Here is a 21733-nt window from a genome sequence, read left to right as displayed (position 1 = left end):
AGCCCCTCGGGGAAGTTCCAGCACCACGGCCAGAGGTTTCGAGGCTCGCTGCGCTCGCACCTCGACCACCGAGCAGGCTCAACCACCGGGGGGCTGCGCAACCTCCTCGACAACGGCTGACAACTTTCCCGGCCGCCCGTGCATCTCCCCATGGCAAGCACTCCTCTCGGAAAGGAAGACCCATGAAGCGACTCCCTCACACCCTGGCCGCCCTCGCTGCCGTGGCCCTCACCGCAGCGACCGTGACCGGCCCGGCGGCGAGTGCCGCCCCGGCAGCGACGACCCAGGCCGCCGCCCCGACGTACACCGGGCGCGTGGTCTCGGCCACCGGGCTGGCGCAGCGCGTCGCGCCCAGCACGCACGTCAGCACCACCAGCACCGCGTTCCGTCGCGGCGCCGTGCTGATCCTCGACTGCCAGCTCAACGGCACGGCCGTGGGCGGCAACCAGCGTTGGTACAAGGTCCACGGGCGCGACGCCTGGGTCTCGGCCCGGTACGTCGCCAACGTCGGCGCCGCGCCGGTCGCCTGCACCGCGGGCGACTGGGCCTACGAGGTCCGGGTGGGCACCAACGTCCGCCAGGGCCCGAGCACGCTCGACACGAAGGTCGGCTCGTTCGCGGCCGGCACCGAGGTGGGGACGCGGTGGCGCACCGCCCGGGGTCAGGCCGTCAACGGCAACCGCAACTGGGTGGCGGTCGAGACGCCCAGCGGCAACCGGGGCTGGGTCTCGGTGACCAACCTCCGGCTCGTCGGCTGACGAGCCGGAGGCACGCGGTCAGGCCAGCTTCTCGAGGATCAGCTCGCGCACGCGGGCGGCGTCGGCCTGGCCGCGGGTCGCCTTCATGACCGCACCGATCACGGCGCCGGCCGCGGCGTGGTTGCCCCCGCGGATCTTCTCGGCGATGTCGGGCTGGGCGGCGAGCGCGTCGTCGATCGCGGCGATCAGCGGGCCGTCGTCCGAGACGAGCGCGAGGCCGCGCTTCTCGATGACGTCGGCGGCGCTGCCCTCGCCGGCGATCAGGCCGTCGAAGACCTGGCGGGCGAGCTTGTCGTTGATCGTCTTCGCGTCGACCAGCGCCTGCACCTCGGCGACCTGGGCCGGCGTGACGCCGACCTCGGCCAGCTCGACGCCGGCGTCGTTGGCGCGGCGCAGCAGGTCGGCGACCCACCACTTGCGGGCGGACTGCGGAGAGGTGCCCGCGGCCACGGTCGCCTCGATCAGCGGCAACGCACCGGACGCCCACACGTCGCGCATCTCGAGGTCGGAGAAGCCGTACTCCTCCTGGAGGCGCGCCCGCCTGGTGGCCGGGTTCTCCGGCAGCGTCGCGCGCAGCTCCTCGACCCACTCGCGACTGGGCGCGACGGGCACGAGGTCGGGCTCGGGGAAGTAGCGGTAGTCCTCGGCGTCGGACTTCTCGCGGCCCGAGGACGTGCTGCCGTCGTTCTCGTGGAAGTGCCGGGTCTCCTGCAGCACCGAGCCACCGGCGGACAGGATGCCCGCGTGACGCGACATCTCGTAGCGCACCGCGCGCTCGACCGAGCGCAGCGAGTTGACGTTCTTGGTCTCCGAGCGGGTGCCGAGCACGCCCGAACCCTTCGGCGCCAGCGAGAGGTTCACGTCGGCGCGGATCGAGCCCTGGTCCATCCGGGCGTCGGAGACGCCGAGGGCGACGATCAGGTCGCGGATCGCCGAGACGTAGGCCTTCGCGACGAGCGGCGCCTTCTCCCCCGCGCCGAGGATCGGCTTGGTCACGATCTCGATCAGGGGGATGCCGGCGCGGTTGTAGTCGACCAGCGAGTAGTCGGCGCCGTGGATCCGGCCGTCGGTGCCGCCGACGTGGGACGACTTGCCGGTGTCCTCCTCCATGTGGGCGCGCTCGATCTCGACCCGGAAGGTCTCGCCCTCCACATCCACGTCGAGGTAGCCCTCGAAGGCGATCGGCTCGTCGTACTGCGAGGTCTGGAAGTTCTTCGGCATGTCCGGGTAGAAGTAGTTCTTCCGGGCGAAGCGGCACCACTCGGCGATCTCGCAGTTGAGCGCGAGCCCGATCCGGATGGCCGACTCCACGGCCTTGCCGTTGACCACCGGCATCGCGCCGGGCAGGCCCAGGCAGGTCGGGCAGACCTGCGTGTTGGGCTCGCCGCCGAACGTCGCCGGGCAGCCGCAGAACATCTTGGTGTTGGTGTTCAGCTCGACGTGGATCTCGAGGCCGAGAGCGGGGTCGTACGCCGCCACGACCTCGTCGAACGGGACCAGCGTGTCGCTCATCGTCCACCCTCCAGGTTCGGAGCCTTGGCAAGGATCGGGCCACCCCAGCGGGTGGTCAGCGCGGCCTCGACGGCCGCCCCGACACGGTAGAGGCGCTCGTCGGCCAGGGCCGGCGCCAGCACCTGGAAGCCGACCGGGAGGCCGTCCTCGTCGGCGAGGCCCGCGGGGACCGAGATGCCGGGGACGCCCGCCAGGTTGGCCGGGATCGTGGCCAGGTCCTGGAGGTACATCGCCAGCGGGTCGTCGAGCTTGTCGCCCAGCGCGAAGGCGGTCGTCGGCGAGGTCGGGGAGACCAGCACGTCGACGTTCTCGAACGCGGCCGCGAAGTCGCGCGAGATCAGCGTGCGCACCTTCTGGGCCTGGCCGTAGTAGGCGTCGTAGTAGCCGCTCGACAGGGCGTAGGTGCCGATCATGATGCGGCGCTTGACCTCGTCGCCGAAGCCCGCGTCGCGGGTGGCCTTCATGACCGCCTCGGCGCTCGGGTCGCCCTCGGGGACGACGCGCAGGCCGTAGCGCATGGCGTCGAACTTGGCGAGGTTGGAGGAGCACTCGGCCGGCAGGATGAGGTAGTAGGCCGCCATCGCGTGCACGAAGCTCGGGCACGAGATCTCGGTGACCTCCGCACCCAGCTCCTTGAGCAGGTCGACGGTCTCGGCGAAGCGCTGCATGACGCCGGCCTGCCAGCCGTCGCCGGCCAGCTCCTTGATCACGCCGACACGGAGGCCGGCGAGATCGCCGGTCGCGCCCTGGCGGGCGGCCTCGACGAAGGAGCCGACGGGCGCGTCGACCGACGTCGAGTCGAGCGGGTCGTGGCCGCCGATCAGCTCGTGCAGCAGCGCCGAGTCGAGGACGGTCCGAGTGACCGGGCCGACCTGGTCGAGGCTGTTGGCGAGGGCGACCAGGCCGTAGCGCGAGACGCCGCCGTAGGTCGGCTTCACGCCGACCGTGCCGGTGACGGCGCCGGGCTGGCGGATCGAGCCGCCGGTGTCGGTGCCGAGGGCCAGGGGCGCCTCGAAGGCCGCCACGGCCGCGGCCGAGCCGCCGCCGGAGCCGCCCGGGATCCGGGTCTGGTCCCACGGGTTGCGGGTCGGGCCGTAGGCCGAGTGCTCCGTCGAGGAGCCCATGGCGAACTCGTCCATGTTGGTCTTGCCGAGGATGGGCAGCCCGGCGGCCTTGATGCGGCGGACCACGGTGGCGTCGTAGGGCGGCACCCAGCCCTCGAGGATCTTCGAGCCGCACGTCGTCGGCAGCCCCTGCGTGGCCAGCACGTCCTTGACCGCGATCGGCACGCCGTCGAGCAGGTGGCGGGTCTCCCCCGCGGCTCGGCGGGCGTCGGACTCGGCGGCCTGCGCCAGGGCGCCCTCGGGGTCGACGTGGAGGAAGGCGTGGATGCCGGCCTCGGCGTCGCCGTCGACCGCGGCGATCCGGTCCAGGTGGACCTGGGTCAGCTCGACCGACGTGGTCTCGCCCGCGGCCAGCGCCTCGGCCAGCTCGGCGGCGGTCTTCGTGATCAGCTCGCTCACTGCTCGTCCCCCAGGATCCGCGGCACCCGGAAGCGCTGCTCCTCGGCCTCGGGCGCCCCGGAGAGCGCCTGCTCGGCGGTCAGGCCCGGCACCACGACGTCCTCGCGGAAGACGTTGGTGAGCGGGATCGGGTGCGAGGTCGGCGGTACGTCGTCGCCGGCCACACCGCTGATGGAAGCGACCGCCTCGAGGATCACGTTGAGCTGGGGAGCAAGGTGGTCCAGCTCGGCGTCATCGAGGTCGATCCGGGCGAGGTCGGCCAGGTGGGCCACCTCGTCGCGGGAGATCTGAGCCATGGGGGTCATCCTAGGAGGGCGGTGCCCGTCGGGCGTACGGCAGGGCGGTGCTCGGGTGCGTGCATCGCAAGGCGGCGGCGCGAAGTCAGACCGGGTTGTCTTCCGAGCGTCGCCAACGCGGCGAGGTGCGTGCCCGGGTGCCGCCCTGATGTGCGTCCGGCGGGCACCGCGCTCCTTGGTTCGAGGGGGTCCCTAGAATCCGGCGGGTGCACGCCCCCGTCCCCACGCCGCCGCGGATCCCGCAGCGCGCCCTCGTCGCGGGAACCCCCGGTCCCCTGCTGACCGGCGCCCTCGAGCGCCTCGCCGCGACGCTCGACCTGCCGCTCGTCCCGCTCGACGGCCTGGCCGGCGAGGACCTGGTCCGGCTCGCGGAGTTCGAGGGCTGGGTCACCACCGCGGACCGGTACGACGCCCGCGCGGCCCTGCTCCCCCGGGCCGACCTGGTCGTCGTCGTCCTCACCGAGGAGCCGGGCACGCTGCGCAGCCTGGTGCGTCGTACCGTGCGCCGGATGCGGTCCGAGGTGCCCGAGGTCGACCTCGCCTGGGTCGAGGCGCTCGCGGTCACCCGGCCCACGCTGCCGGTGGTCCGGCTGGTGGGCGCCGAGGCGGTCGACGCCTGGCTGGCGTCNCTGACGGATCGGCGAGAAACCACGTCACGGCAGGCGGCGTAGTTCCGTCGCGCCGCCCGCCGTTTCTGGACGGAGGAGCGAGCGAGGAACGAGCGAGCGGAGGAGGAAGAAACGGCGTCGGCAGGCGGCGCGACATGCGCGAGCGAAGCGAGCGCCAAAGGCACTCAGGTCTGGTGGAGGCGGCGAGCCGCCTCCGCGATGGAGCCGCTGATCGACGGGTAGACCGTGAAGGTGTTGGCGAACTCGTCGGCCGTCAGCCGCTCCGTGACCGCCAGCGTCACCGGGTGGATCAGCTCGGAGGCGCGCGGTCCGACGACCACGCCGCCGAGCAGGCGGCCCGAGCCGGGACTGATGAACAGCTTCACGAAGCCGTCGGTGATGCCCTGCATCTTGGCGCGCGCGTTGGTGGCCAGCGGCTGCAGCACGACCTCCGCGAACACCTCCCCCGCGTCGACCTGCTTCTGGGTCACGCCGACCGTCGCGATCTCGGGCGAGGTGAAGACGTTGGAGCACACGTCGCGCAGGTCCAGCGGCTGCACCGCGTCGCCCAGGAAGTGCCACATCGCGATCCGGCCCTGCATGGCAGCGACCGAGGCGAGCATGAAGACGCCCGTGCAGTCGCCGGCGGCGTACACGCCCCGGGCAGAGGTGCGCGAGACCTTGTCGACCTCGATGAACCCACCGTCGTCGAGGTGGACGCCGGCCTCCTCGAGCCCGAGGTCCGCCGTGTTCGGGACCGATCCGAGCGCGAGGATGCAGTGCGACCCGGTGACCTCGCGGCCGTCGGCCAGGGTGACCGTGACGACGTCGCCGTCGCGCGCGACCGACTGCATCCGGGACTGGCCGAGCACCGTCATGCCGCGCCGTGTGGCGACGTCCTCGAGCACCTGCGCGGCGTCCTGGTCCTCACCCGGCAGCACCCGCTCGCGCGAGGAGACGAGCGTGACCGGGATGCCGAGGGCCTGGTAGGCGCTCGCGAACTCCGCGCCCGTGACGCCCGAGCCGACGACGATCATGTGCTCGGGGACGACGTCGAGGTCGTAGACCTGCTCCCACGTGAGGATCCGCTCTCCGTCGGGCTGGGCGCTGGGGAGGGTGCGCGGCGCGGCGCCGGTGGCGACGAGGATCGCGTCGGCGTCGTACGACGACTCGGTGCCGTCGTCGGCCGTGGCGATCACCCGCGACGGACCGTCGAGCCGGCCCCTTCCGTGGACGACCGTGACACCCTCGCGCGCCAGGCGCAGCTCGATGTCGGAGGACTGTGCGAGCGCGAGCGCCTTGACCCGCTGGTTGACCTTCGCGAGGTCCACCCGCGGACGCTCGACCACGATGCCCAGCTCTCCGGCCTCGGTCAGGTCGGTCATCACCTCGGCCGTGGCGATCAGGGTCTTGCTCGGCACGCAGTCGGTCAGCACTGCGGAGCCACCGATCCCGTCGGAGTCGACGACGACCACCTCGGCACCCAGCTGGGCGGCGACCAGCGCCGACTCGTAGCCACCGGGTCCGCCGCCGACGATCACCACTCGGGTCATGGCGTCATTCTTGCAGTGGGTCCGGACCCGGACGCCAGCGACGGGCGGCGCATGTCCCCCACAGATCCACGCCGCCCGTCTGGGACGAGCATGGTGGCCGCTCCGCGGGGACGGAATGGGGAGAGATCCCCATGGGGACGGCGCTACGGCGCCGTTGTGGTCAATGCCGTCGTGCTGGCCTGACGACTGCCCCTGTCCAGGGGTTGCTCCGCCGTCGCGCTCGAGTCCTCGATCCGGACCGTGAAGGTGCGGGTCTGGCCGAAGCCCGGGCAGTAGCTGCCCATCCGTGTCGCCGACCCGGTGATCGTCCAGCTCTGGGTGAAGCCCTGCGCGAGGATCACGAGCATCGCCGGCTTGCCGTTGGCATCGCCGCGAACCCGCCACTCGAAGCAGGCGCCCTGGACGTGCGCGTCGACGGTCGGCGTACCGAGGGGCCCGAAGGTGGTGGCCGGGTCCGTCGTCGACGCGCTGCAGGACGCCCCTGTCTGCGCGCTCCCGCTGCTGCCGTTGCAGGTCCAGACCATGATGGTCGAGACGTTCCCGTCGACGAGTCCGCCGATCAGGAAGCTGACGTCGGAGGCGCCCGTCGTGCTGACCTGGACGGAGGCGAGGTTGCCGCAGGAGGGCATGCAGTGGATCACGTTCTCGCGCCCGTGGGACGGTCCCACGTCGAAGGTCACCCGTGCCTGTCCGCCGACTCCCGTGGCCACCGCCCGGAGCATGCTGACACCCTCCGGCGGCGCCGCGGCCTCGACGGTGCGCGGCGCCGATGCGGCCGACGTGAACGGGGTGGGCGCGGACCGACCGCTGGTGGCCTCGGCGTTGCGGGCTCGCACGGTGTACGACGTGGTGCTGCCGTCGTTCGGGAGGGTGTCGGAGCACGACGTGCCCGTCGTCCAGCCCGAGCCGCCGCAGATCGTGCGTCCTCCTGCAGCCTCGACGAAGTACTCGACCGGGCCGGGCCCGTTCGGCGCCACGGCAACCCACGCCACCGTGACGTGCTTGACCGTGCCGCCGGCAGCGTCCGCCACGATCGGCTCGTCCAGCAGCGGTACGTCGGGACGCCCGGCGGCCTCGGCGACCACGTTGCGCCTCGGACCGGCTCCGTGCTCGTTGAGCGCCCACACGGCGAGGCTGGTCGGCACGCCGTTGTCCAGCCCGCTTGCCCACGTGGCGGTCGAGGTCGCCGGGAGGGTGCGGCCACCGCCGGGCCAGGCGAGGCGGTAGCCGGTCGCCGGAGTGCCACCTCGCGGCGCCTGCCACGCCAGGAGGACCCGGCCGTCCAGCTGGCGGAGCACCCGCAGCCCGCGGACCGCTCCCGGTCGGCGACCTACAGTCGTCGTGGCCGTCGGTGACGGCGCAGTACCCGAGGTCGTCGGCGTCGGAGCGACCACCGGGGGCGGCGGGACAACCGGCTCCGTGACCGGACCGGCCGGATCGGGGGTCGCAGGCGGGTCGGACACAGAGCCGGCGGTCGGCGTCGGCTCGTCGGTGGCGCTCGTCGAGGTCGAGCCGGCGGTCGGCGCCGACGACGGCTCGCTGTTGTCGTTGCCGTCACTGCAGGCGCCCGCGAGGGCCAGCACGAGGGTCGCGGCCGCTGCTGCGGCGAATCGGCTCACCACGTGAAGTGGTTCGACTCGACGCCGCCGCAGACCACCCAGACCTGCGAGCCGGGCCACCCGTAGTACCAACCCGGCTTGCTGACCCCGTTGCCGAGGTTGTAGGTGTTGGTCCAGTCGGTCTCGTTCGGATTGTTCTGGTGCGCACTGCACGTCACCGGGCCGCTGAAGTTCTCCAGTGTCACCTGCAGGTAGGCGCACGAAGCGCTGAAGCAGCCCGGCATGCCCTGGGCGTTGCCGGTCTTGCCGACGGTGACCTTGGCCGGCGCAGCAGGCGTCGTCGCCGACGTGCTCGCCGAGGCGGCGCTCCGAGGCACGGGCTGTTCGGACGTCACGGACGAGTCGTACACCGAGACGCTGATCGTCCTCGTCTGGCTGTAGCCCACGCACTGCACGCCGGAGCGCGCGAACGCCGCACTCGCGGTGGACGACTCGATCTGTGCGCCGTCCAGGCGGACCACGACGGTCACCTGCTTGCCGGCGACCCCGCCCGACGCCGCCCACTGGATGCACTGCCCCGACGCGTTCAGGGACAGCGTCGGCGTGGGGATCGCTCCGTACGGCGTGGCCGCGTCGCTGGTCCACGTACTGCAGATCGTGGGGTGGGCGGCCAGGCAGGACCGGAGGTCGACCACGGAGGGCTGACCGTCACTGAGCCCACCGAGGGTGTAGGTACGGCCAGAATGACCCTCGGCCGACGCATCCGTGGAGGCGAGGTTCCCGCACGACGGCCGGCACTGCACCTGCTGGGCCATCGGCGCGGACCCGACCGTGAAGGTCACCTTCACCTGGCCGGACGCCGCCGTTCCGACGGCGGAGAGCTGGCCGATCCCCGACGGCCCGGACGCCGCCCGGCAGGTCGTGGAGGTGACAGCACCGGTCAGGTAGCGGCCGACGACCTTGGTCACCGCGCCCTCGACCCTTCCCGTCCGCGGGGAGTACCACTGCAGCCTCATGACCGCCCGGTAGTCGTCACGGAACAGCGGTGGCACGGTGAGCGCCGGCAGCGCGCCGAGGCGGTACGACCGGGTCACGTAGCTGCGTGGCACCAGGACGGCCCTCGTCCGGACCGCGCCCGAGGTGGTCACGTTCGCCCAACCCGCGGGCGTGCGGCCCTGCAGGCGCGCGGTGACCCTGACGCGCTGGGCCTTGTAGGCACGGGCCCAGGCCGACCGCATCCGGACCGAGACGGCCGGCGAGCGGACGCCGACCAGGACGCCTTGGGCCGTCGCACAGGTCGCCGTCGTACCGAAGGCATAGCCGCCTGTCACGCTCTCGGCCCGTGCAGGCGGGCCCGTCACCAGCAGTCCGCTGAGCAGGATCACGAGGACGCCCGCGAGGAGTCGCAGGCATGACGGGCGGAGGGGTACGCGGAGGGGTACGGGGAAGTTCATGGAGCGTCTCCTGGGTTCTTCAGGGCATGCCGGGGAGCAGGTTCGTGCTGGAGTGCGGTCGTCGGGAGCGTCAGCTCGGGTCGGGCTCGGTCCAGGCGACCGTGCCGACGATGGCGTCGAACAGCGTGATCATGTGCTCGGCCTCGTCCACCAGCTGCGTGGTGAACTGCAGGAGTGCCGGGCCGCTGGTGCCCTTCCTGATGAGCCAGTAGGTCACCGAGAGCTCCGCGTCGGCAGCGATGCCTGCGCTCCGCGCGATCGGGCCGGCCAGCTTCTTCGCGACGCGGATGACGGCGTCACCGGCGTCGCCCCACGTCTCGATCTCGGCCACCGGGTCCTTGCGCTGGATCGTCGACGCCAGCGAGTGGGCCGCTACCTGGGCACCGGCCTCGATCGACAGACCGAACGGGACCTCCGGCCAGTAGACGGCGAGGGACGCCGGGATCGGTACGCCGGGCAGCATCTCCAGTGCGAAGTAGAAGTCGCTGGCCTTCGCCTCTCGCGCCTTGCGTCCCGCTTGGAGGACGTACCCCTCGAGCTGGTGCCGGACCTGGGCACGCTCGTCGGATCGGCCCCCGAGCGCCCGCGACAGGGCACGGGCATCCGCTTGCGCCGTCTGCTCGCTGGTGAGGTCGACGTGCCACCAGTCACCGGGCAGCACGAAGCCCAGCCGGGGCGCGAGTTGTGCGTCGGTCACTGCCGCTCCTTCGGAATGAACTGGACGCCTGCGGCGACCGCGGTGACCGACCCGAGCAGGTCGTCGAAACCGAGGAGGTCCGTAGTGCTGACGTCGAGGAGGAGCAACGCATCGACCTGCGGCTGCGCGATGGCGACGAACGCGCGCTCATGGATCACGGCGCCCAGGTTGTCGGTGCTGCGGCCCAGCAGATCGAGGCAGGTGAGCGCCGCACGACCGTCCACCTCCACCCGATTGACCTGACGCGTCAGGATGCCGTCGGGCAACGAGGTCACCGATGCCTGGAGGCGTCGTTCGAGCTCCGACAGATCCGCAGGCATCCGTACGTCGAGCCAGCCGGCTGCCGTGATGCGGGGCGCTCCCTCAACGCTGCCGACGACCGCCAACCAGGCCTGGCGGTCGTGCTCGTGCGCAGCGACGAAGGCGGCGAACCGTGCCTGGTCGCGCTCGAAGAGCTCGCCCCCCTCGGGGAGGGTGCTCCGCCAAGCTCCGCTCTCGACATCGCCGGCGCGGCTCGCCCACCACCCGGGCGGTGGCGTCCAGTCGAGCGTGAAGCCGGTCGTCACCATCCGCCACCGCCGGAGCCGGCGGCGACCACGTGGCGGCTGGCGTGCGGCGACCCGCTCGCCGGGTGTCCGAAGGCATTGCCCACGATCGACTCGGGGTCCACGTTGCTGTAGTCCGTGCCGACCGGGCCCGAGACGTCGTGGGTGGCCAGGTCGTCGGTGGTCCAGACGGTCGACGGATCGAGGATCTCGTTGTCGAAGTAGGCGCCAGCCATACCCGCACCCATGTCCAGCGCGCCGCCCGCCGGGTCGAGGATGGTCATCCCCCCGGTGAAGGCGGACTGGGCCGCGACGCCGTCCGCGCCGTACTTCTCGACATAGGCGTCGCGGTCCAGGAAGTACTCGTAGTAGTCGAGCGTCAGCTTCGGCCCGCCGTGATTCTCCAGGATCGGCTCGCCATGCTTGACGACGAGCCCGAAGACGTCCTTCGCCACACCGAACTTCGACTTCGGGTCGAGGAGCTTCGCGGCGGTCAGGACCAAGCCGCCGACCACCTTGATGTACCGCTCGAGGAACTGGCCGATCGTCTTCTGTCCAGTCAGGACCTGGAAGGTCATCCAGACCAGGGTCGCGGCCTTCAGTATCGCGCCGGCCGCGAAGACGTACGGCATCAGCGGACCGGTGAACGGGGCGATCAGCAGCAGCACGTCCGCCACCGCGTCCAGCACGTCGATCACCGCCTCGACGATGGCGTCGAGGTACTTCTCGCGGAAGCCCTTGAAGTTGTCCCAGAACGAGTCGTTGAGCCCGCTGACCTTGTTGGCGGACTCGATCTGGTTCATCGCGGCGACGGCGGCACGGTCGCGGTCTGCCACGGCGTCGTTGTACAACGCCTCGGCCTGCCCGGCGACCGACTCCTGGTGGCTGAGGTCGGAGTGGGCGCGGCTGATCTGCGCGTCGAGCTCCGCACGCTCGTCCGCCCCGAGCAACGGATTGAACTTCTCCGCCTCGAGACGTGCGACGTGGCCTCGGGCGCTCCAGACGTCGGTCGAGCCGTGCTGGGCGATCGCACGGTCGGCCTGCTTCTGCGCGGCCTCGAGCTTCGGGGCGTACTCGGTGAGGGCCTTACCCGCGAACTGGTAGCGGTACCAGGCATCCACCATGACGTCCGCCATCTCGCCGGCGTTCTTCCGGAGGCCGTCGATGGCGTCGCTCTGGAAGTCGCTGGTGTCGGCGATCCGGTTCAGCGTCTTGGCCGCGGCGAGCATGCGTGCGGCGGCCGAGGTCATCTGGTGCCCCTCGGTCGCGACCGCGTGCGGGTCGCCGGGAAGGGGGGTGAACGAGGTCATCACTTGTCTCCTGGCAGCTCAGCGGCGATCAGGCCGTCGACCTTGGTGAACGTCTTGCCGATGTGGCTCGCCGCCCCCCAGAGCGCGTCGAGGGACTCGATGATCGTCTTGCGCCGGTCGTCCCACTTCCCGGAAAAGTCCTCCACCTTGTGCTGGAGCGCAGGGTGACCGACTGCTGCGGCGGTCCGCTTGCTCACCTGCTCGATCTCGCCGAAGGCGATGCTGGTGTGCAACAGGTCCTTGAACAGCTGGTCCAGGTGATCGAGGTTGATCTGCAGGTCAGCCATGACCCCTCCTCTCGGGCTCGGGTGGCCACCGCGGACGGCGGCCACCCGCGTGTCGGACGTCGGGCGGAGGTTCAGGCCTTGATCGAGTTGGCCAGACCGGTGTCGGTGTCCTGCAGAGCCTGCGCGGCCTGGTCGAGGAAGGACGAGAGCCCCTCGAGCGCGTCGATCGCGGTCTTGGTGCCGGCCTGGAACTGGTCGAACTGGTCGTTGTAGGCGCCCGAGGCCTGGTCGGTCACGAACCCGGACGAGACCAGGTTGTCGACCATCGCACCCAGCTCGTTGAGCTTGTTCGTCATGTCGTCGCGGCCCTGGCGGAGGTGCGCGGCGACGTTGCGGATGTCGTCGTAGGTGACGTTGATGTTGCTCATGGAGATGGTCCTTTCAGGTTTCCGCGACCTTCGCGGGAAGGGGTTCTTGGGGCGGCCCGAGCCCGGTGACGAGAACGTTAGGGCCGGTGCGATCGGGTGGGAATGGAGAGAACTCCCCATGCCCCCGTCGTGACGTCAGGCGATCGGCAGCTGAACCCTCACCGCCCTTCCGCCCTGCACCAGGAAGCCCCGACCGACGGGGAACTCGGAGCGGGACACCCGTGGGAACGAGGTTCGAAGGATGGTGTCGCCCTCGATGGCATCGGGCTGCAGGAGGAGGCCTCGGCGTCCCGCCTTGATCTCTCCGAAGATCGGCCACGAGCTGCCCCACGTACTGGTCTCGGACTCCGCCAGCACGAAGTGGCCGCTGCGGCGGATCGTCTTCACGAGCTCCACGATCGCGGCATCCGCAGGTGTCGACTGGAAGTCCGCCAGGCCCTCGATGACCACGGCCGACGGCGGGTCATCGCTCGCGGCGAGCTCGCCCGACAGCTGCTTGGCGAGATCGACCACCTCGTCGAGCGTGGCCGCAGATGCACTCCACGGCTGTGAGCCGACCAACGCCGACCTCCGGTTCCCGAGGTAGTGGAGCCGCATGTCCGGGCGCGCCCGGCGCAAGGAGCCGACCATCACCGCCAGCGCGTTGGACCGCCCGCTGCCTGGTCCGCCGCCGAGCAGGAAGGTGCCGACGGGATCGAAGCCGATCAGCGTGAGCCCCTCGTCCTCGATGCCGAGGACCGGCAGCGCACCGACGGTCGGCGGCAGATCCGCAGCCGAGTACTCCGTCGGAAGTGAGGCGACCGGGGGCACGTCCGGACGGCCGGTTCCTCGGATGGCGGTGGCCAACGCGGTCACGGCGGCAGACTGGTCGGCCACGTTCCCTGACCCACCGAGGATCGCGATCTGCCCCTCGTAGCCGTCGATCACGGCGCGTCCGGGCGGCGATGCGGGCGAGAGGACGTCGGGCGGCACCTCGAGGATCGTGTACGCCGTCTCGTCCGCCAGCCGGAGGACGACCTTGCGCGGCACGCTGGACGAGACCGAGCCCGGAACGCTGCCGGGGCGGTCGGCGGTGAAGACCACGTGGACGCCGAGCTGCCGGCCCTCGCTCAGGAGCTGGTTGAAGATCGCGTACAGCGGCGCACGCGTCGACCCACCCGCCTCATAGGCCTCGCGGAAGGCCGGGAACCCGTCGACCAGCAGCAGGATCCGGGGCTCGTCGGGCCGTTGGGCCGCGACACGGTACTCGGCGACGGTCCCGGCGTTGACCGCCGGATAGCGCCGGGCACGCTCGTCGAGCTCGGCCTTCAGCTGGCGCAACAGCCTGCCGACCCGTTCGTGGTCGTCACCCGAGATCACCGCGCCGACGTGGGGCAACGCCTCCAGCATCCGCAGTCCTCCGGCGGCGAAGTCGAGAGCGTAGACGTTGACCGGACCACCGCGCGGCGTGACGCCGGCGGCGGCCGCGAGCGTACGCAGCACGACCGACTTGCCGCTGCCTCCCGTGCCGTAGATGGCAAGGTTGCCGTCGCTGTCGGGATAGAAGTACGCCGTGTCCTGGCGCTGCTCCTCGGGCCGATCGACCTCGCCGAGCACCAGTTGCCGATCGTTGCGCGGACCGAGGCGCACCAGATCGCAGATCCGTCCGAGCTCATTGAGCCACGGCCGCCGCGGCTCCGGCACGCCGGCTGCCTGTGCGGCGGCGGCGATCTGGGCGACGAGACGTGCCTGGTCGGTCGGACCGGGGTCGGCCGGCTCCTCGACCTGCTCGTCCGGCGCGCGCCACTCCACCTCGGCGCCGAACCTGAGCTCGTGGACCAGGACCTCGTGCTGGTCCGGCTCGGACCTGGTCCAGCCGCCGGCGTACGCCGACTGGAAGGGCACCAGGCGGCCAGGACCGGTCTTGGCGAGACCGCGGCCCGGGATCGAGGGGTCGAAGCCCGCCGCTTCGACGGTGCCGACCACGTCCGAGCTGTCGGACTCGTCCGCCATGCGCAACGCGACGCGGAGGTTGGTGTTGGCGCGCAGGTTGTCCTTGATCACGCCAGCAGGACGCTGCGTGGCCATGATCAGGTGGATGCCGAGCGACCGTCCACGCTGGGCGATGTCGACGACGCCGTCGACGAAGTCCGGCACGTCGCTGACCAGGGCCGCGAACTCGTCGATGACGAGCACCAGTGCCGGCGGGCACTCGACGTCCCCCCTCTTCTCCAGGTCGATCAGGTCCTTGGCCTTCTTGCGGTTGAGCAGGTGCTCGCGGTGACGCAGCTCGGCCCGCAGGCTGGTCAGCGCGCGTCGTACCAGATGGGGGCTCAGGTCGGTGACCAGTCCGACGCAGTGCGGCAGCTTGACGCAGTCCGCGAAGGCGGCGCCACCCTTGTAGTCGACGAACAGGAAGGTGAGCCGGTCCGGACTGTGCTCCGCGGCCATGCCGAGCACCCATGCCTGCAGGAACTCCGACTTCCCGGCTCCCGTCGTACCACCGACCAGGGCGTGCGGGCCCTGCATCCGGAGATCCAGGTGCATCGCGTCGACACCCGCCTGGCCGACCAGCGCCCGCAGCGTCCGGGTGCGGCGGCTCGGCACGGGTGGCGCACCCGAGCGGTCGTGGATCGAGTCGTTCTGGCGCCACCGGTCGACCACGGCGTGGCTGGCCTCGGCCATCTCCGGCCCGATCAACGTCAGGAGATTGACGGTGCGCGGCAGGTCGCTCGAGTCGGCCACCACGGCTCCCGCGTCGACGAGTGCCGACAGTGAGAGCGCGAATTGGAGGGCTTCCTCACGGGACACACCGTCCGTCACCACGTCGACGACGTCCTGGCCGTGTCGCACGAACCGGACGGCTGCGGAACCGAGCCCCCCGGTCACGTCGAGGTGGGTTCGACACACGGCGGGCAATGCCGCGACCTCCGGCGCGAGCCAGAGCACGACAATGCCTGCTGCAGCTGCCCGCTCTGCGAGCTGGACGACGCGGCCCTGGTCCATCGGGGCGTCGGCGGACACGAGGACGACCACGACCGGCAACGCGGGCTTCGACTGCTCTGCCCCGTCCTCCCCCACGTGGGCACCACCCTGGGTGGCTGCGAGACCCGCCGGGAGTGGCGGGCGAAGGTCGGCCTCGGAGAGCTCGGTGGACCTGCTCCTCCCGGCGACCAGGCCCTCGAGCTCCGAGAGCAGGCGGCTGACGGTCGCGGCCGAGTCCGCAAGCGGGGACGCGGAGAGCGGGCTGTGGGGCGACGAGGTGTGCGGCAACCACTTGAGCCACTCGAACTCGGTCGCGGTCTGGGGCCCGGCCATCGCCGTGACGACCAGCTCGGCCGGCGAGTGCAGGCCCGTGAGCTGGACGAGCATCGCGCGGGCCGCCGCAGCGCCGAGTGCATGACCGCCGACGATCCCCACGGCACCCGCCAGGAGCGGATCCTCGTTGACCGGCACGTCCGACACGAGGTGATGGCGACGCGTCACCTCGTCGAGGCGTTCGGTGAACTCGACCAGTCCGTCATCGATCCTGCCCGCCGGCGCAACCGTGTTGCGGGACTCCACCGCGCCCACGCCCAGGCGCAGGTGCAGGAAGTTCCAGTGCTCACGGCGACGCGTGAACAGCAGGGGGCCGCGTCCCGCCCCCGCGGCGAGGATCTCAGCAACGCTGGGCGCCTCCGCATTGCGGACCTTCTGCTCCCGCGGCCGGTCGGCGTCGAGGGCCTCGTCGAGCGCGGCGAGCTGTCCTTCGAAGCGATCCACCGCCTGCTGGAGCTTCCGCTTGTTGGACTGCCGTCCCATCATGTAGTTGGCGATCATCATCATCGGCGTCATCGCGATGAACAGCAGCGTCACCGGACGCTTGGTCACGGCGTACATGGCCACGCCCATGACCACGGGGGCGATCATCATCAACCACGGGAACGGCTGGTGGTCCAGCTCCTTCGGCACCTCCGGCCGGGCGAACTCGCGTCCGGGGAAGCGCGCTTCCACCTTCGGCGAGCGGTTGAACGGCACCGAGCCGCCCTGGATCCGGCCGCCCAGGTCCGCGGCCGCGAACCGCTCGGTCCGCACGAACGAGAGCACCGTGTCGCCGAGGGTCACCGTCTGCCCGGCCTGCACCGTCAGGCGCGGGACGAGGCCGCCGTCGACCAGCAGACCGTTGGCCGAGTTCTGGTCGACCAGCTCGATGACCGAGCCGATGTCCAGGCGGGCGTGCCGCTTCGACACGAGGCGGTCGCCGAGGACCACGTCGCAGGTGCCGTCACGACCGATGAGGAACGACCCCGCTCCGAGCGGGAACTCCTTGCCCTTGTCAGGTCCGGCCGTCACCTTCACCACGAGGACGGCGTCGGAGCGGGCACCGACCGGCGAGGAGGCCACGCTGACCAGTCGGACCGCGAACCCCGAGGCCACGGGAGCATCGCCGATGGGCCGCTCCGGGTCGAGCGTGGTGAAGTCGTGCCTGCCGCCCGGCGCGACGCTCAGTGTCAGGTCGGCGCCGACGAAGGACGGGCGGACCGGGTCGGCACCCGCGATCGCCAGCGCGACGTCGCCCACCGTGGCAGCCGCGTCGGTCGTCACGACGATGTCGGACGGCCGCTCACCTGCGCGGTCGTAGATCAGCTTGAGCTTCACGCACCCACCTCGGGCTCGGGCGTCGGCAACGGTCGGAAGGAGGTCGGACTGACCGCGGCACGCAGCCGCTGCCAGCGGGTCAACCCGGAGGCGAGCTCGACGCGGATCGCGTCGACCTCGGTCCAGTACGACGCCGCGTCGTCGTCGGTCGGCTCGACGGCACCGAAGACGTGGCGGTCGGCGGACCGGGCCAGGGCGGCCGCGGTCGGCAGCCCGATCTGGGCTGCCTGCTCGCGACGGGTACGTCGCCCGTGCACCAGGTGCCCGACGTCGCGGGCCTGGTCGAGGACCTCGCGCCACGCGGCCGTGAGTCGCGCGCCGGGTGCGCCGCGGGTGCGCCGACGCTTGCGACGGACCGACTTGGCGGTGATGACCGCGCCGAGCAGCAGCGCCACCAACAGGAGCGGCGCGCCGACGTACGTCAGGACGGCGACCAGCCAGGCGGGAAGCGTCAGCCAGCCGTCGTCGCCCTCCTGGTTGCCACGGCGGTTGTCGTCGGTGGCGAGCGGGTCGCCCGCGCTCGACGGCGGCCGCACCGGGGCGGCCGGCGGGATGATCGTGCCGGACTTGAGCTGCTGCTGGGACGGAGGGCTCTGGTCCGGCGGCCTGTTGTAGGGCGGGAGGAACGCGTCGTACGGGAGCTCGCGCCAGGTGCCCGAGCTGTCCTTGACCTCGACCCAGGCATGCACGTCCTTGCCCTTGACGACGCCGCCGTCGGGCACGATCGCCCCCATCACCACCCGGACCGGGAGACCGATCTGCGTTCCGAGGAGTGCGAGCGTGGCGGCGTACTGCTCGTCGTTGCCTGCCGTCTGGCCGTCCGCATCCGCGGTGAAGCCGGAGAGCCGCTTCACCGAGTGCCCGGCCTCGTAGAACGCCTCGCCCTCGGCGCCGCCGTCGGTGTAGTAGCCCTCCTCGTCCATGTGCTTCGCGATCGCCAGGAGCTGTTTCACCCCTTCGCCGTCACCGCCCCAGCGCTGCGCGACCGGCCCGAACGGCGCACCACTGGCGTCGGTCGAGAGCGACTGCCCCGACGGGACCGTGTCCGCCGTCAACCGGTCCTCCTCACCAGCAACGTGCGCGGAGAAGGTGTAGCTGTCGCCGCCGTGCAGGCCCTGGGGCAGCACACCGGTGTCAGTGGCGAGGTTGTAGCGGAAGGACTTCGTCTTCTCGTCCGCCCCGGCACCCTTGAACTCCAGCTCGTCGACCGCACCGGGGGTCGGCACCCAGACACCGTCGTAGTCGTCGGCGAGGGTGACCGTGGCGGTGACCTCGCGCCCGGGGCCCTCGTCGCGGATCGCCGTACCGACGCGCTGGAACTGGCCGTCGGGACCGGTGACGTCGGGCGCTTCGTTGGAGGCACCCCACGCCGTGCCGGTGTAGTCGTCGAGCGCCGCGAAGCGCAGCCGGGTGCCCTCGGGGAGGTCCCCGTCGACACGCATCAGCTCTCGGTCGTAGAGCTTGGCGTCCTTGTCGCCGCCCGGGACCCGGTAGCCCTTCGTGTAGCGGCGGAAGCCCGCGAGGGGAGACGGGTACTGGCCCACGTCGAAGGGCGGCGTGATGTGCGCACGCAGCACCATCCGGTCGTGGGAGTCGGCTCCGGGCAGCATCGGCCCGACCATAGGGGCGGCCGAGGCCGCTGCACCGACCAGGAGCACGGCGGCACCACGACGTCGCCAGGACGGACCGCCCTGGATGACCCGGCGGTTCAGCCGGCCCGCCCGGACCGCGATCCAGGAGACGGAGAGGACGGCGAACACCAGGCCGAGGGTGATCAGCCGGGTCGGCCACTGGATGCCGAGCAGGATGACGGCGGCGAGGTAGGCGACCGGGGCGAGCAGCGGCCAGATCGCGCTGCGGGTGCGGGAGGCCAGGGCCATCCCGCAGGAGCCCGCGACCAGGCCCATCAGGTACGGCAGCGTCAGCAGCGGGCCGCCGTCGATCGGCGCCCGCGTGGTGAGCAGGTCCTTCCAGCCGTGCACCGCCTGGTCCGCCAGCTCGGCGAGCGTGTCGGGCAGCGGGAGCGAGGCGACGACGCCGTCGGCATGGAGCGCGACCGCCCCGCCCAGGAGGAAGAAGGCCGCGACCACGAGCACGGCGAGGACCACGACCGGTCGCGCGAGCAGCGTGGAGAGGTGCGCCAGCAGGATGCCGATGACGAAGCCCGCGCCGGCGGCCAGGAGGAACGTCCAGCCGTTGAACGTGTCCCGGAACCCGTACGACGCCACCAGGCCGAGCAGCAGGATCGCTCCAGCGTCGACGAGGTGCTGACGGTTGCCGAAGGCGCGCGGGCCCGCCGCCTCGGGCGACGTACCCTGGCGGGCGGTGACGGTGGTGCTCATGCGACTCCCCAACGCAGCAGTGCGGGCAGCTGGTCCAGGCGACCGAGGCTCAGCAGGGGCAGGTCCCCCGCCGTGCGCAGGGACGGCGCGAGCTCCGCGTCGACCCGCATCGCGACGGTGGTGACGTCGATCGGGAACTGGTTCGCGGCCCGCTGCAGCTGGACGAAGTCCGTGTGGGGGCCGGCGACCAGGAAGAGCAGGCTGGTGTCCGGGGCGAGCCGCGCGGCCCGCCCGGCCGCGGTGACCAGGTCGTCGCCCTGCTGCTCGGCTCGGGCGCAGACGTCGAGGACGGCCTTGCCACCGACCTTCGACGCCTGGTTCGTCCCGGAGACGAAGGACGCGTCGTACTCGTCGAGCAGGGCGCGGACGAGCAGCGATCCCGCGACGGAGACAGCCGTCTCGTAGTCCTGCTCGGAGCGCCACGACGAGGGGCGGCAGTCGACGACGACGTTGAGGTGGCTGCGCCGGGTGTCCAGGAATTGGCGGACCAGGAGCTTGCCGTGACGTGCCGAGGAGCGCCAGTGGACGTGCCGCAGGTCGTCACCGGGGCTGTACTCGCGCAGCGCGTGGAACGCGAGGTCGCTCATGGAGACGTTGTTCGAGGTGGTGCCCTCCAGGTCGCGAAGCAGGCCCGTACCGAGCGGCTCGAGCTGGACGACCTGGGGGTGGACGAAGATCTCGGTGACCTCGGACCACCCGATGTCGCGGCGGAACAGGCCGACCGGATCGCCCCGCACGCTGGTCGCCGGACCGACGTCGATGACGCCGCGCTTCTCGGTGGGGACGACGAACAGCTCCTCGTGGCTCGCGCCCGGCCGCATCAGCGGGTACGAGAAGGCGACACCGCCCTCCCCCACCGGCAGCTCGAGGACGAACGGGAGCAGCGGCGTCTTCGCGCGGTTGCGCACGTCGAGCGATCCCGCCACCGCGTCACCGACGGTGACACGCGGCGGCTCGACCTCCAGCTGCACCTCGATGTGGGTGCGCCCGATCATGAAGAGCGCCGAGACGGCCAGCAGGACCACGCCCGTGCCGGCCACCACGATCATCTCCTCCCAGCCGAGCCGCCAGCCGAGCAGCCAGGTGACCACGGTCAGGACGAGGACGGCCCTGCCCGCGACCGTGAAGGTGCGCGCGCCGGCGGCCACGCGGGCCGTGACGGGAGCCACGGCCCGTCGTACCCGCTCGGTGCGCTGGCGCACCGCGGCGAGCAACCCGCGGGCTCGCGCCCGGGTTGCGTCTGTCGAGACCGCGGAGGCTCCCCCGCGGCGCGCGCGACGTCCGGCCACGTCAGGCGACGCGTCCGGTCGGCGGCGCGATGTCCTCGAGCAGCGAGCTGATGACCTGCTCGACCGTCACGCCGTTGAACTGCGCCTCCGGGTCGAGCAGGAGGCGGTGCCCGAGGACCGGTACGGCGAGGTCCTTGATGTCGTCGGGGACGAGGTGGTCGCGACCGTCGGCCAGCGCCCACGCCTTGGCGACGCGGACGAAGGCAAGGCAGCCACGGGCGGACAGGCCGAGCTTGACCTGCGGGTGACGGCGCGACTCCTCGGCGAGGTGCGACACGTAGCCGACCACCGCGGGGTCGACGTGGACGCCGTCGGCGAGCTGGCTCATCTGGGCGACCGTCGCAGCCGTGATGATCGGCTCGACCTGCCCGGCCCGGTCGCGGACCTGAGACTCCAGCAGCAGGCGCACCGTCGACTCGTGGTCGGGATAGCCGACCGAGGTCTTCATCAGGAAGCGGTCCAGCTGTGCCTCGGGCAGCCGGTAGGTGCCGGCCTGCTCGATCGGGTTCTGCGTCGCGATCACCATGAACGGGCGCCCCACCGAGTGGGTGGTGCCGTCGACGGTGACCCGCCCCTCCTCCATCACCTCGAGCAGGGCCGACTGGGTCTTCGGCGACGCGCGGTTGATCTCGTCCGCGAGCACGATCGTGTGGAAGATCGGGCCGGGGTGGAACTCGAACGCGCCCTTGTTCTGGTCGTAGACCGTCACGCCGGTGACGTCGGAGGGCAGCAGGTCCGGGGTGAACTGGATGCGCGCGTTGGAGCCCTGCACGGTGTTGGCCAGTGCTCGGGCGAGCTGCGTCTTGCCGGTGCCCGGGTAGTCCTCCAGCAGGAGGTGTCCCTCGGACAGCAGGCAGGTGAGCGCCAGCTTGATGACGTGCCGCTTGCCGAGCACCGCCTTCTCGATGTTGTCGGCCAAGGTGTTGAACGTCTGGGCGAACCAGGTCGCCTGCTCGTGGGTGATGGTCACTGGGGATCCTCTCGGGTTGGTCGGGATGGGTGAGACAGGCCGCGG

General features: G+C 71.5%; 16 protein-coding genes. 1 reads left to right on the top strand and 15 read right to left on the bottom strand.

Features of this window, described 5'->3' with window-relative positions; all coding sequences use genetic code 11:
• Positions 1-182 precede the first annotated feature (182 nt).
• Positions 183-758 (top strand): SH3 domain-containing protein, encoded by a 576-nt coding sequence (locus ASE20_RS08440; RefSeq protein ID WP_056894129.1) that lies wholly within the window; start codon positions 183-185, stop codon positions 756-758.
• An 18-nt stretch (positions 759-776) separates the two neighbouring features.
• Here the strand turns inward: ASE20_RS08440 and gatB are convergent, their stop codons facing one another.
• From gatB to ASE20_RS08355, 15 genes are all read right to left on the bottom strand, one after another.
• Positions 777-2270 carry an Asp-tRNA(Asn)/Glu-tRNA(Gln) amidotransferase subunit GatB gene (gatB, locus tag ASE20_RS08435; protein WP_056894128.1) on the bottom strand — a complete coding sequence of 498 codons (1494 nt, stop codon included), beginning with the start codon at positions 2268-2270 and terminating at the stop codon, positions 777-779.
• Positions 2267-3793 carry an Asp-tRNA(Asn)/Glu-tRNA(Gln) amidotransferase subunit GatA gene (gene gatA / locus ASE20_RS08430; RefSeq protein WP_056894127.1) on the bottom strand — a complete coding sequence of 509 codons (1527 nt, stop codon included), beginning with the start codon at positions 3791-3793 and terminating at the stop codon, positions 2267-2269. The genes gatB and gatA overlap by 4 nt, the downstream gene beginning before the upstream one ends.
• Entirely contained in the window at positions 3790-4089 is a 300-nt protein-coding gene (gene gatC / locus ASE20_RS08425) for an Asp-tRNA(Asn)/Glu-tRNA(Gln) amidotransferase subunit GatC (protein WP_056894126.1), read from the bottom strand. Before gatC ends, gatA begins: the two co-directional genes overlap by 4 nt.
• 793 nt (positions 4090-4882) lie before the next feature.
• Positions 4883-6250, bottom strand: coding sequence for an NAD(P)H-quinone dehydrogenase (locus ASE20_RS08415; protein WP_056894124.1), 1368 nt, complete (start codon positions 6248-6250; stop codon positions 4883-4885).
• Positions 6251-6393: 143 nt separating this feature from the next.
• Positions 6394-7869, bottom strand: coding sequence for a hypothetical protein (locus ASE20_RS08410; protein ID WP_157538419.1), 1476 nt, complete (start codon positions 7867-7869; stop codon positions 6394-6396).
• Positions 7866-9263 (bottom strand): hypothetical protein, encoded by a 1398-nt coding sequence (locus tag ASE20_RS08400; RefSeq protein ID WP_056894121.1) that lies wholly within the window; start codon positions 9261-9263, stop codon positions 7866-7868. Before ASE20_RS08400 ends, ASE20_RS08410 begins: the two co-directional genes overlap by 4 nt.
• A gap of 70 nt (positions 9264-9333) precedes the next feature.
• Positions 9334-9960, bottom strand: coding sequence for a hypothetical protein (locus ASE20_RS08395; RefSeq protein WP_056894120.1), 627 nt, complete (start codon positions 9958-9960; stop codon positions 9334-9336).
• Positions 9957-10529, bottom strand: a complete 573-nt coding sequence (locus ASE20_RS08390) for a hypothetical protein (protein WP_056894119.1) — start codon at positions 10527-10529, stop codon at positions 9957-9959. The genes ASE20_RS08395 and ASE20_RS08390 overlap by 4 nt, the downstream gene beginning before the upstream one ends.
• On the bottom strand, positions 10523-11815 hold the full coding sequence (locus tag ASE20_RS08385) for a hypothetical protein (protein ID WP_056894118.1): 1293 nt from the start codon (positions 11813-11815) through the stop codon (positions 10523-10525). Before ASE20_RS08385 ends, ASE20_RS08390 begins: the two co-directional genes overlap by 7 nt.
• Positions 11815-12102: a hypothetical protein gene (locus ASE20_RS08380; RefSeq protein WP_056894117.1), complete on the bottom strand. Its 288-nt coding sequence runs from the start codon at positions 12100-12102 to the stop codon at positions 11815-11817. The genes ASE20_RS08385 and ASE20_RS08380 overlap by 1 nt, the downstream gene beginning before the upstream one ends.
• Positions 12103-12173: 71 nt before the next feature.
• On the bottom strand, positions 12174-12470 hold the full coding sequence (locus ASE20_RS08375) for a WXG100 family type VII secretion target (RefSeq protein WP_056894116.1): 297 nt from the start codon (positions 12468-12470) through the stop codon (positions 12174-12176).
• Between the two features lie 135 nt (positions 12471-12605).
• Positions 12606-17087: an FtsK/SpoIIIE domain-containing protein gene (locus tag ASE20_RS08370; RefSeq protein ID WP_056894115.1), complete on the bottom strand. Its 4482-nt coding sequence runs from the start codon at positions 17085-17087 to the stop codon at positions 12606-12608.
• Positions 17084-19429: a DUF3488 and transglutaminase-like domain-containing protein gene (locus tag ASE20_RS08365; protein ID WP_056894114.1), complete on the bottom strand. Its 2346-nt coding sequence runs from the start codon at positions 19427-19429 to the stop codon at positions 17084-17086. The genes ASE20_RS08370 and ASE20_RS08365 overlap by 4 nt, the downstream gene beginning before the upstream one ends.
• A complete protein-coding gene (locus ASE20_RS08360) occupies positions 19426-20631 on the bottom strand; it encodes a DUF58 domain-containing protein (RefSeq protein ID WP_157538420.1) in 1206 nt (401 codons plus the stop codon). The genes ASE20_RS08365 and ASE20_RS08360 overlap by 4 nt, the downstream gene beginning before the upstream one ends.
• Positions 20632-20719: 88 nt before the next feature.
• Positions 20720-21688, bottom strand: coding sequence for an AAA family ATPase (locus ASE20_RS08355; RefSeq protein WP_056894112.1), 969 nt, complete (start codon positions 21686-21688; stop codon positions 20720-20722).
• Between the last annotated feature and the right edge of the window lie 45 nt (positions 21689-21733).

Origin of the sequence: Nocardioides sp. Root240 (assembly GCF_001428825.1) — a bacterium.
Lineage (GTDB): Bacteria > Actinomycetota > Actinomycetes > Propionibacteriales > Nocardioidaceae > Nocardioides.
The sequence above is the reverse complement of the archived record's forward strand: the minus strand, read 5'-3'. Positions and strand labels throughout refer to the sequence as shown.